The 11,307-nt window shown below is 74.5% G+C and carries 9 protein-coding genes, 1 tRNA gene and 1 pseudogene; 3 read left to right on the plus strand and 8 right to left on the minus strand.

The window, feature by feature from the left end:
• Positions 1 to 71: 71 nt before the first annotated feature.
• Genes G9H71_RS18820 through selA form a run of 3 tightly spaced genes read right to left on the minus strand, consistent with a single transcriptional unit; the run spans position 72 to position 3,971 of the window.
• On the minus strand, positions 72 to 914 hold the full coding sequence (locus G9H71_RS18820) for a Rossmann-fold NAD(P)-binding domain-containing protein (protein WP_166284331.1): 843 nt from the start codon (positions 912 to 914) through the stop codon (positions 72 to 74).
• 37 nt (positions 915 to 951) lie between these two features.
• On the minus strand, positions 952 to 2,721 hold the full coding sequence (selB, locus tag G9H71_RS18825; protein ID WP_166284332.1) for a selenocysteine-specific translation elongation factor: 1,770 nt from the start codon (positions 2,719 to 2,721) through the stop codon (positions 952 to 954).
• Positions 2,712 to 3,971, minus strand: coding sequence for an L-seryl-tRNA(Sec) selenium transferase (selA, locus tag G9H71_RS18830; protein ID WP_231135100.1), 1,260 nt, complete (start codon positions 3,969 to 3,971; stop codon positions 2,712 to 2,714). Before selA ends, selB begins: the two co-directional genes overlap by 10 nt.
• Positions 3,972 to 4,089: 118 nt before the next feature.
• Here selA and G9H71_RS25280 point away from each other — a divergent pair, with 118 nt between their 5' ends.
• Both G9H71_RS25280 and G9H71_RS18840 read left to right on the plus strand, forming a co-directional pair.
• On the plus strand, positions 4,090 to 4,794 hold the full coding sequence (locus tag G9H71_RS25280) for a M15 family metallopeptidase (protein ID WP_331273112.1): 705 nt from the start codon (positions 4,090 to 4,092) through the stop codon (positions 4,792 to 4,794).
• Between the two features lie 157 nt (positions 4,795 to 4,951).
• Positions 4,952 to 5,197 (plus strand): hypothetical protein, encoded by a 246-nt coding sequence (locus G9H71_RS18840; RefSeq protein ID WP_166284334.1) that lies wholly within the window; start codon positions 4,952 to 4,954, stop codon positions 5,195 to 5,197.
• A 23-nt stretch (positions 5,198 to 5,220) separates the two neighbouring features.
• On the opposite strand, the gene G9H71_RS18845 is transcribed toward G9H71_RS18840, so the two are convergent.
• Positions 5,221 to 5,314, minus strand: a tRNA-Sec gene (locus G9H71_RS18845).
• A gap of 142 nt (positions 5,315 to 5,456) precedes the next feature.
• Between G9H71_RS18845 and selD the strand changes: the two genes are divergently transcribed.
• A complete protein-coding gene (gene selD / locus G9H71_RS18850) occupies positions 5,457 to 6,467 on the plus strand; it encodes a selenide, water dikinase SelD (RefSeq protein ID WP_166284335.1) in 1,011 nt (336 codons plus the stop codon).
• Between the two features lie 38 nt (positions 6,468 to 6,505).
• On the opposite strand, the gene G9H71_RS18855 is transcribed toward selD, so the two are convergent.
• The 4 genes and pseudogenes from G9H71_RS18855 to G9H71_RS18870 all read right to left on the minus strand — a co-directional run.
• Entirely contained in the window at positions 6,506 to 7,414 is a 909-nt protein-coding gene (locus G9H71_RS18855) for a formate/nitrite transporter family protein (RefSeq protein WP_166284336.1), read from the minus strand.
• Between the two features lie 62 nt (positions 7,415 to 7,476).
• Positions 7,477 to 8,655, minus strand: a complete 1,179-nt coding sequence (gene nrfD / locus G9H71_RS18860) for an NrfD/PsrC family molybdoenzyme membrane anchor subunit (protein WP_331273113.1) — start codon at positions 8,653 to 8,655, stop codon at positions 7,477 to 7,479.
• On the minus strand, positions 8,652 to 9,728 hold the full coding sequence (locus G9H71_RS18865; RefSeq protein ID WP_166284337.1) for a 4Fe-4S dicluster domain-containing protein: 1,077 nt from the start codon (positions 9,726 to 9,728) through the stop codon (positions 8,652 to 8,654). Before G9H71_RS18865 ends, nrfD begins: the two co-directional genes overlap by 4 nt.
• Positions 9,729 to 9,918: 190 nt before the next feature.
• Positions 9,919 to 11,307 (minus strand): annotated as a pseudogene (locus G9H71_RS18870) (molybdopterin dinucleotide binding domain-containing protein); the annotation flags it as partial.

Consider the following 11,307-nt stretch of genomic DNA (forward strand, 5'->3'; position numbering starts at 1 on the left):
GAGCCGGCCGGCAGACGTGGCCGCGAGCACGGCCCTGGGCGCTGGCCGACCCAGGGCCGGCCGTCGGGCGGTCAGCCGTTGCGCCGCAGCATCCCGGCGTGTTCGCGCAGGAAGCCCGCGAGCGACCGCGCCGGGCGCCCCGTGACGCGCTCGACCGTGTCGGTCACGACCGCGAAGCTGCCGTCCCGGACCCGCTCGAAGGTCAGCACGTCGAGCTCGCGCGCGAAGCCCTCGCTGCCGGCGACGGCCTCGTCGATGCCCACCTCGCGGTGGACGACCGGGCGACCCGCCGCCTCGGACAGCAGCGTCGCCGTCTGCGGCAGCGAGAGCGCCTCCGGCCCGGTGATCTCGTACACCGCCCCCGCGTGGCCCGGCTCGAGCAGCGCGCGCTCGGCGACAGCGGCGATGTCGCGGGCGTCGATCCACGCGATGGCCGCCCCGCCGCTCGCGAACTCCAGTTCTCCCGTGTCGGCGATGTCGTCGACGTAAAAGCGGGGGTCGGTGAAGACCTGCATGAACCAGCTCGGCCGCAGGACCGTCCACTTCCGGCCGCTCTCCCGGATTGCGCGCTCGACGCGTGGCGCCCACCCGCCCGGCCCTGGATAGTCGGCGTCCTGCTCGGACAGCAGCACGACCCGCGCCGGCTCGGGCAGGACGTCGAGCAGTGCCCGGACCAGCTCGGGGGCGTCGGCCCGGTCGGGGCGGACGACGTAGACCGCGTCCACGCTGTCCACCGCCGCAGGCCAGCCCGCCGGGTCGTCCCACGAGAAGGCGGTCGGGCGTACGCCGTCGATGCGCACCTCCGCCGGGCTGCTGCTGCCGCCGAGCACCTCGACGCCGGGCCGGGCGGCGAGCAGCTCCGCCAGCGGGGCTCCGGTCTTGCCGCGTACGCCGGTCAGCAGCACTCGAGCCATGGAAGCTCCTGGAGAGTCGGGGACGTCGGCACCGGGGTCAGCCGCCACTCTTCCGCACGGTCCGCCGGTCGTCCGGGAGCCGCTGCGTGAGCCCCGTGCGGTCGAGCAGCTCGAGGAAGGGCACGGCCACCCGGCGCGTGGTGCCGAGGGCCTGGCGCGCCTCGCTCAGCGTGAACGGCTGCGCGACGCCGGCGAGCAGGGCGGCGGCGCGGGCGGGTGCGTCCGGGAGGAGGTAGACGCCGTCGGCGACCTTGAGCAGCGCGCCGACCCGCACGGCGGCGGCGAGCTCGCGCACTCCGAGCCCGAGGGACGCGAGCCGGTCGGCCTCGGGCGCCCGGAACGGCGCCTCGGCCAGGTCCGCCGCGACGGCCTGCACCGCCGCGGCCACGGGCGCGGGGAGCGCCGGCGCCCCGGCGGCCGGCACGACGAGCCGACCGCCGCGGGCCTGCAGCTGACCCGCGGCGAGGGCCTCGACCAGGATGCGGTCCGGCAGCCCGAGCTGCTGGCGGACCACGTCGAGGGGGACCCCGGGCTCCAGCGGATGGGCGTCGGCGTATCGGCGGGCCTCCTCGACCGCCGCCGCGCGCAGGCGCCGCCAGGTGCCCGGGTCGGCGAGCCAGTCCCCTGCGACCGGCGTGCCGGCGACCGCCACGCCCATGGCCGCCAGCTCGGCCCGGCGGGCCAGCCCGCGCCGGCGCAGCTCGTCCGCCTCGTCCGGCCGGCCCTCCAGCTGCTTGAGCTCGGCGGCACGCGCCGCGGCGGCGCCACGACGGCGCAAGGCGGGGGGGCGTACGTCCAGGACCGTCACGCCGCCGAGGACCGCGCGGCGGCCGGGGTCGCGCAGCAGCGCGCGGTCGCCGATCCGCAGCGGGAGCGGCGAGGCGAAGGCCAGCCGGGCGGTGTCCTGCCCGAGCGGGCGGACCCGCACCGGCACCGCCGCCGAGCCCACGTGCAGCACCAGCTCGGTCGGCAGGTCGGGGGTGGCCAGCCCGCCCACGCGCACGTCCACCGTGTCGGACCAGAGGAAGGCGCCCGGCGGGACGAGCGCGTCCCCTCGCCCCACCTCGTCCCGCTCGACACCCCGCAGGTTCAGCGCGACGCGGGCGACGGCGTCCACCCGCGAGTGGGAGGCGCCGAGCGACTGCAGGCCGCGCACCCGCACCCGTCGCCTCCCGGGCCCGAGCTCGAGCTCGTCGCCCACCGCCAGCGAGCCCGACGGGAGCGTGCCGGTGACGACGGTGCCGCTGCCCTTGACGGAGAACGAGCGGTCCACCCACAGCCGGACGGGGGCGGCGCACTCCGCGGGTGGGAGCTGTTGGACGAGGCGTTCGAGAGCGAGGCGAAGTTCCGGAATCCCTTCTCCGGTGACCGCGCTGACGGCGACGACGTCGACCTCCCCGATCGACGTCGCCGCGATCTCCGCCATCGCCTCCGCCCGCGCCAGGTCGGGGTCGGCGAGGTCGCTGCGCGTGACGACGAGCAGGCCGTGCCGCACGCCGAGGGCGTCGAGCGCGGCCAGGTGCTCAGCGGACTGCGGCATCCACCCCTCGTCGGCCGCGACGACGAGCATCGCGGCCGGCACCGGGCCGACGCCCGCGAGCATGTTCGGGACGAAGCGCTCGTGCCCGGGTACGTCGACGAACGCGACCTGCGCGCCGGAAGGCAGTGCCGTCCACGCGAAGCCGAGGTCGATCGTCATCCCCCGGCGCTTCTCCTCGGCCCACCGGTCGGGCTCCATCCCGGTGAGCGTGCGGACCAGCGTCGACTTGCCGTGGTCGACGTGACCGGCGGTCGCAATCACGTGCACGACGGTTCCTGTCCTACCGTTCCTACGTCGAGCACCGCACCGACCACGTCGTCGTCCCGGTCCGCGGGCACGCAGCGCAGGTCGAGCAGCAGCGCGCCGCGCTCGACCCGGCCCACGACCGACGGCTCGCCCAGCCGCAGCGGCGCCGCGTACGCCGCCGGCAGCGCCACGGCGTACGACCCGATCTCCACCCCGGGCGCGCCCCCGCCCCCGACGACCGCGGCCGACTCGACGACCTCGGCGGGTACGCCGGCTTCTTGCAGTCGGGCGACGACGTGCGCGCTCCGCGACCGCAGCGCGTCGGCCGGCACGCGCAGCGCCTCCCAGGTGGGCGTCGCCGGCCCGCGCAGCGTCGCCTCCAGCGCAGCGAGCGTCAGCTTGTCGACGCGGAGCGCCCGGGCCAGCGGGTGACGGCGCAGCCGCTCCACGACGCCCGCCTCCCCGAGCAGCAGCCCGGCTTGCGGCCCGCCGAGCAGCTTGTCCCCGCTGGCGGTCACCAGTGCGGCCCCCGCGCCCAGGGCGGTCGCCGCGTCCGGCTCGTCCGGCAGCAGCGGGTCGGGGGCCAGCAGTCCGGAGCCGATGTCCACGACGACGGGCACCCCGAGGGTGGCGAGCCCGGCGACCGGGACGGACGACGTGAAGCCGGTGACCACGAAGTTCGACGGGTGCACCTTGAGCACCATGCCCGTCTGCGGGCCGACCGCGGCGGCGTAGTCGTCGAGAGAGGTCCGGTTGGTGGTGCCGACCTCGCGCAGCCGGGCACCGGTGGACTCGAGCAGGTCCGGCAGCCGGAAACCGTCCCCGATCTCCACCAGCTCCCCGCGGCTCACCACGATCTCGCGTCCGGCAGCGAGCGCCGTCGCCGCGAGCACGAGGGCGGCCGCCCCGTTGTTGACCACGTGCACGCCGCCCGCCGCCGGCACCGCGGCCGCGAGCGCCTCCAGCGCCCCCCGTCCCCGGCGCGCCCGCCGCCCGGTCGCGAGGTCGAGCTCGACGTCCGTGCTGCCCGCGGCGGTCGCCAGCGCCTCGACCGCGGCCGTCGACAGGACAGCGCGGCCGAGGTTGGTGTGCAGGACGACACCGGTGGCGTTCAGCACCGGGCGCAGGCTGGTCGCCGCCCGCGGCAGGGCGGCCAGGGCGGCGGCGACCACGTCCTCGGGGGCGATGTCCCCCCGGCGGGCCTGATCCTGCGCCTGCCGCACCGCGCCCTTGACCGTCTCCCGGCCGAGCCGGAGCACCGGCCCCGCCATGCGCTCGTCGGCGAGCACCGCGTCCGTACGCGGGATGGCACGCCGCGAGTCCGTCACCGGCGCACTCTAGGTCGGGGCGCCGAAGCCGGGCATTCCGGGGTTGCGGCACCATGGACCGGTGAGCGGAGCCCGAAGGACGAGCCGAGCCGTCAAGCCCCTGTCGGCGGTGCTGTCGCTGCTCGTGGCGTCGACCGCCGCCCTGGCGTCCATCGCACAGGCCGCGCCGGCCGCGCCGGCGCGCGGCGAGCTGCCGGCGTACACGTCGAAGGTCAGCCGCATCGACAACGCGACGCTCGCGCGCATGAGGTACTCCCACCGTGCCGGCTGCCCGGTGAAGGTGAAGGACCTGCGCCTCGTCCGGCTCACCTACTACGGCTTCGACGCCAAGGCCCACACCGGCGAGCTCGTCGTCGCCGCGGCCGTCGCCGGCGACGTGACCGCCGCGTTCGGCAGGCTCTACGAGGCACGGTTCCCCATCGCCCGCATGGTGCTGGTCGACAACTACAAGGGCTCTGACGCCCGGTCGATGGCGGCCAACAACACCTCGGCCTACAACTGCCGCAAGGTCGCCGGCACGAGCCGTTGGTCCGAGCACTCCTACGGCCGTGCCGTCGACATCAACCCGGTGCAGAACCCCTATGTGCAGGGCAGGTCCGTCGCGCCGGCCGCCGGGCGGGCGTACGTCGACCGGTCCCAGGACGTGCCCGGCCTGATCCGAGCCAAGGACGCCGTGGTGAAGGCGTTCGCGGTCGAGGGCTGGGGCTGGGGCGGCATCTGGCGGGCGTCGAAGGACTACCAGCACTTCTCGTCCACCGGCCGCTGACCCGTCCGGCGGGCCCCGGCCCGCAGGTTCATCCGATCGTGACGCGCCGCGCTCGATCGGCGGCTGCCGGGGACGCTTCCGGCACCGCAGACTGGCGGCGCGCATCAGCCAAAGGCGGCAGCAGGCCGCCCCAGCGCGGTCGAAAGGAGCCCTGCGCGTGGAACCGAAGCTGGTCTACGACTTCGGCGGGTGGATCGAGGTCCGGTCCGCCGATCCGGCCTGCCTCGCGCAGCTCTACGCCCACGCCAGCGCACACGGGCTGAAGGCCGTCCTGCAGAGCGGCACCGGGCAGGACTTCGACCACCTGCTCCGCGTGGAGGTGAGCGGCGACGACCCCCGCCTCGCGGACGCGGTCTACGCCTTCACCAAGCGCGTCGACCAGATGGTCGTCGACTCCTGCTGAGCGCGCCGCGGACGCGCCGCTGAGCGGAGGCGGATGGGAATCGAACCCACCAGGCCGAGATCCTCGGCCTCAACGGTTTTGAAGACCGCGGGGGACACCAGTACCCCGAACGCCTCCCCGGTGCCGTCACAGGCGGTGGCGGGGACCGGAGACGAACCCTACTCCGCGCATCGCGAGCGCGACGGCGCTGCCACCTGAGCGTCCCCGCGCTGTCCGCGCCGGGCGGGGACGCGGCCGGCCGCCGCCGTAGGCTCGCGGCGTGACGGCCACCGAGACGTACCGGTTGACCCAGTTCGCGCACGGCGGCGGGTGCGCGTGCAAGATCCCGCCGGGCGAGCTGGAGAGCGTGGTCGCGGGGCTGGTCCCGACGGCTCCGCTGCAGGGTGCCGGCGGTGACCTGCTGGTCGGCCTGGAGGCGGGTGACGACGCCGCGGTCGTGCGCATCGAGAACGGCACCGCTGTCGTCGCGACGGCCGACTTCTTCACCCCGGTCGTCGACGACCCCTACGACTGGGGGCGCATCGCCGCCGCCAATGCACTGTCCGACGTGTACGCCATGGGCGGGCGCCCGCTGGTCGCGGTCAACCTGCTCTCCTGGCCGCGCGACGTGCTCCCGTTCGACCTGGCGCGCGAGGTGCTGCGCGGCGGGCTCGAGGTGGCGTCCTCGGCCGGGTGCCACGTCGCCGGCGGGCACAGCGTGGACGACCCCGAGCCGAAGTACGGCATGGCCGTCACCGGGCTGGCCGACCCGCAGCGGCTCATGCGCAACGACGCGGGGCGGGCCGGCCTGCCCCTCACGCTGACCAAGCCGCTCGGCGTCGGCGTGCTCAACAGCCGGCACAAGGCGACCGGCGAGCGCTTCGCCCAGGCCGTGGACGCGATGACGACGCTCAACCGCGAGGCCTCCGAGCGCGCCCTCGCCGCCGGCGCGGCGTGCGCGACCGACGTCACCGGCTTCGGCCTGCTCGGCCACCTGCACAAGCTGGCGCGAGCGAGCGGCGTGACCGCGGTGGTCGACGCGGCCGCCGTGCCCTACCTCGACGGGGCACGGGACGCGCTGGCCGCGGGCTACGTCTCCGGCGGGACGCGCCGCAACCTCGACTGGGTGCGGCCGCACGCCGACCTGTCGGCCGTTCCCGAGGACGAGGCGCTGCTGCTCGCCGACGCTCAGACCTCCGGCGGCCTGCTGGTCGCCGGCGAGGTCCCGGGCTACCCGGTCGTGGGCGAGCTGGTCCCCGCCGTCGCGGGTGTCACCGTCGTCGTGCGCTGAAGGGAGGGCGGTCGCGTAGGCCGCCCTCCCCGTGGGGCTCAGTGCGCCCGGGTCGCCGACGCCTCGCGGGTGCGGCCGTTGGACGCCGGAGCGCCCGTCGTCCCGCTGGCGTCGGACGCGGCCGGTGCCGCCGTGCCCGGCATACCGCGCAGATAGAGCCACCAGTAGAACGTGGCGACGAACACCCCGGCCCCGACGAAGTTGCCGAGGAACGCGAACACCCAGTTGTCGAGGATGTCGGACCAGCCGATGCCCGGCGCCCCGGCCCACATCGCGGCGGGGAGGAAGAACATGTTGGCCACGACGTGGTCGAAGCCGAGCGCCACGAAGGCCATGATCGGGAAGAAGATGGCGAGGATCTTGCCGCCGATGTCGTCGGCGGCCATGGCCAGCCAGACGGCGAGGCACACGAGCCAGTTGCAGCCGACGGCGCGCAGGAAGATCTGCCAGTCGGTCTCGGTGATCGCCTTGCCCTCGGAGACGGCGGTCAGCCGGGTGAAGGTCGAGGCGCCCGACGAGCCCTCAGGCGACAGGTGGGTCCCGATCACGCCGGTCTTCAGCGCGAGGAAGTAGGCGACGAACAGCGACCCGAGCAGGTTGCCGACGAGCACCATGCCCAGGCTGATCGACAGCCGGCCGAGGGACACGCGCTTCTGCAGGACGGCGAGAGGGATCAGGGCCATGTTGCCCGTGAGCAGCTCGGCACCGCCGATGACGACGAGCATCAGGCCCAGGCTGAAGACGGCGCCGTTGACGAGGGTGACAAGGCCGCCCCACTGCTGCGGATCGAGCCCGCTCGTGACGACGACGGCGAGCAGGCCGCCGAACGCGATGTACGCCCCGGCGAGGAACCCGCCCACGAGCATCTTGTCCGGGCTGAGCATCGCCTTCTTCTCGCCCGCGACGACGGCGGCGACGGCGATCTGGTCCGGGGTCTTGTAGGGCACGATCGCCCTCCTTCCACGCGGCCGTGGTGGCCGCGTAGGGAAATACCCGCGCGGCCCGGGAGCTAGCCCTCTCGCGCGGATGAATCCTCGTCAACGGCAATTCCTGAATGCCGCTTCTCCTTCGCGCTGCCCCGCGCGTCCACGCGCTCGCGCTGCGGGACGACGGTGTACTTCGGGTCCTTTGCCGACGCGACACCGCCCTCGAAGACGCCGAACCGCGTCGCGATGCTCCCGCCCAGCAGTGCCGCTCCGCCCAGCGCGGACACGATGCGGCTCCGGCCGCCGGCGACCGCGCCGGCTACGCCAACGAGCGTCAGCGCCCGCGCGGCCCGCAGCAGCTTGCCGGGACGGCCCTGCGTGTAGGGCTCGCTGAGCAGGCCGTGGCCCTCCTCGAGCCGGTGCGCCGCCGTCAGCTCCACCGCGGCGCCGATGAGCGCGAGACGCCGCGCAGGAGCGGCCTCCGTGACCGGGGCGAGCAGCATGCCGGCCCCCGCGCCACTGGCGAGCGCGCTTCCGGCGAACATGAACGGGAGTTCGCGATAGACCTCGTGCCACGACGGCACGGCGGTGTCCGCGAAGAGCACGGCCGTGTAGGTCGCGAGCGCCGGAGCGACGGCAGCGGCGGCGAGCCCGGAGGCCGAGCCGGCGGCTGGCAGCACCTTGCGCCCGAGGCCCAGCAGTCCCGTACGCGGCAGCAGCGGCGCCGCCTCCGTCACCGCCGCCGCTCCGGCGAGCCCGCCGAAGGCGGAGAGCACCCAGGTGCCGACCGACATGGGAGAAGTCGGCTTCGCCACCCGCAGCATGTGGTGGAAGCGCTCGGGGCGGCCGAGGTCCTTGATGAGGAAGAAGGTGCTCGCGCCGAGCGCCCCGAGGCACGTCAGCCGCAGGTTGCGCCGGAGAGTGGGCGCGCCGGTGAGGTCCGCTCCGGCGGCCACCAGCGCGGAGCCGGCGGCCAGGCCGCCCGTGAAGAGGTAGATGGCGATGTCGTGCGTCCAGACCGGGGCCTTGAGCACGGCGCGGCCGTAGTAGGACTGGAACTCGGCGTCGGGCACCATGACGCTCTCGTCCCGCTTGCCGCCGCCCCGCGGCTTGCGGCGCCCGTCCCCGCGGCCGAACTCCCAGCTGCGCGCGGCCTGGTCGCCGTGCGGGACCCGGCCACCGCCAGGCGGCGTCGCGCCGACCTGGTGCTCGGCGGGCGCGCCCCCGGCACGCCGGTGCTCGCCCGCGTCGTCGGCACTCACCGGCGCCGGCCGAAGAACGAGGAGACGAAGGCCACCGCGACCCCGGCGAGCATCGCGGCCGACGCCGCGCCGGCGTGCCGCCACATGTCGGGCAGGTCGCGGGTGGTGACCACGGGGTCCGGCGGAAGGCCATAGACCTCGGGGTCGTCCAGGAGCAGGAAGAACGCGCCGTCGCCGCCGACCCCGTCCTCCGGGTCGTTGCCGTAGAGCCGGGCCTCGCTCACGCCCGCGCCGTGCAGCTGCTCGAGCCGGCGCTGCGCGCGCTCGCGCAGCTCGTCGAGCTCACCGAACTGGATCGACTCGGTGGGGCAGGACTTGGCGCACGCCGGCGTCATGCCCGCGCCCAGCCGGTCGTAGCAGAGCGTGCACTTCCACGCCCGCCCGTCGTCCTCCCGCTTGTCGATGACGCCGTACGGGCAGGCCGAGACGCAGTACCCGCAGCCGTTGCAGATGTCCTCCTGCACCACGACGGTGCCGAACTCGGTGCGGAAGAGCGAGCCGGTGGGACAGACGTCGAGGCAGGCCGCGTGCGTGCAGTGCTTGCAGACGTTGGACATCATGAGCCAGCGGAAGTCCGTCCGGCTCTCCGCCCCGCCGCCGCGGCCCGGGGGCTCCGCCCCGGGCATGCCGAGGAACTGCGGCTGCGCGCCCGACGCCTGCCGCGCGGCCTCGGCCACCTCGTGGCTCGTCTCCACGCCCGTGCCGAGCCGGTCCTGCTCGGGCAGCGCGCGGACGCCGGCCGCGGTCACGTCGAAGGCGGGCCCGGTGCCCGACGGCCCCGTCGGCGTGCTCGCGAACGGCGCGCTCTTGTTGCCGACGCCGTACGGCTGCTCGATGAAGTGGACCGCCCGCCACGAGTCCGCGCCCAGGCCGCCGGTGTTGTCGTAGGAGAAGCCGAGCAGGTTCAGCCCGTCGTCGGGGACCGCGTTCCACTCCTTGCACGCGACCTCGCAGGCCTTGCACCCGATGCAGACCGACGTGTCGGTGAAGAAGCCGACCCGCGGCGGGGCGTCCTCGTAGCCCGCGTCGGGCGCCGGGTCCAGCGGTCCGAACAGGCTGTTCTCCGACACCATGTCAGCTCTCCTGTCCGGGCGCGCCGGTCGAGCCGCTCCGGCCCGGCCCGTCGGGCCGCTGGCCGCGCCCGGTCGGCGTCTCGGCGGACGCCTGCTGCCCCGTCGTCTCCGCCGACTCGCCGTAGCCGACGCTCACCGACCCGGCCTTCGCGTGGCGGGATCGCACTTCGTCGTGATCGGCGTCGATCAAGTCCGACGTACGAGCCACGGTTCCGGTCTCACGCGTCACGTGTGCTCGCCTTCGGTATTCGTTCATCAGGTCGAGCACCGCGCGGCCGCGGGGTCGACGACCAAAGCGGACGTCGCACGTCCCGGCCTTGCACTCCTGGATGTGGACGTTCGGGTCGAGCGTGAGGTGCGGCAGGTCGTTCACGACGTCGCCGCTCGTCAGCCCGCCCGGCCCCCAGTGATAGGGCAGCCAGACCTGGTGCACCACGCGGTTCTGCACCCGCAGCGGGGTGAGCCGGTCGGTGACGAGCACCCGGGCCTCGATGACCGCCCGCGCCGTGATCACGTGCGCCCAGTCCAGGTGCTTGAGGCCGCGCTCGGCCGCCAGCTCGGGCGAGACCTCCATGAACAGCTCGGGCTGCAGCTCGGCGAGATAGGGCAGGTAGCGGCTCATGCCGCCCGCGGTGTGGTGCTCGGTCAGCCGCGAGGTCGTCCAGACGTACGGGAAGTGCTCGCTGCCCTCCTCGGGAGGGCTCGGGTGCATCTCGTTGACGGTGCTGGTGTAGATCTCACGGGTCGGGTTCTGCTGCTGGGTGTAGACCGTGTTGCGGAACGGCGATTCACCGGGCTCGTAGTGCGCGGGGAGCGGGCCGTCGACGACCCCCTTCGGCGCGTAGAGCCAGGCTTTGCCGTCGGCCTGCATGATGAACGCGTCGTCACCGGCGAGCGCAGCAGGCCCGGACGCGTCCGGGTCGGGCTGGAACGACGGGGCCTTGTCCACCTGGAAGTCCGGCACGTCGTGCCCGACCCACTTGGCCTGCTCCTCGTCCCACCAGACGAGCGCCTTCCGCTCGCTCCACGGCTTGCCGTCCGGGTCCGCGGCCGCCCGGTTGTAGAGGATGCGCCGGTTGGCCGGCCACGCCCAGCCCCACTCGGGCGCGAGCCAGCTCTGGTCCTTGCCCGGCTTGCGACGGGCGGCCTGGTTGACCCCGTCCTTGTAGATGCCGGTGTAGATCCAGCAGCCGCCGCTCGTGGACCCGTCGGCCTTCATCTCGTTGAACGTCGACAACGGCTCGCCCGTCGAGAGGTCGGCGCCGTTGATCTCGCGAAGCACGGCTTCGGCGTCCGGGTCCTGCTTCTCCCCGTGCACCGGGTAGTCCCACGTCAGGTCGAGCAGCGGGCGGTCGCGCTCGTCGGTGGACTGCGCCAGCCGCTCCCGCATCTTGCGGCCCAGGTGATACATGAACCACAAGTCGGACGTGCAGTCACCCGGCGGCTCCAGGGCCTTCTCGCGCCACTGCACGAGCCGCTGGGTCTGCGTGAACGTCCCCTCCTTCTCGACATGCGTCGCGGCCGGCATGAAGAAGACCTCGGTGCGGCATTCCTCCGGCACGATCTCACCGGTCTCGAT

The sequence above is a fragment of the Motilibacter deserti genome, assembly GCF_011250635.1.
Lineage (GTDB): Bacteria > Actinomycetota > Actinomycetes > Motilibacterales > Motilibacteraceae > Motilibacter_A > Motilibacter_A deserti.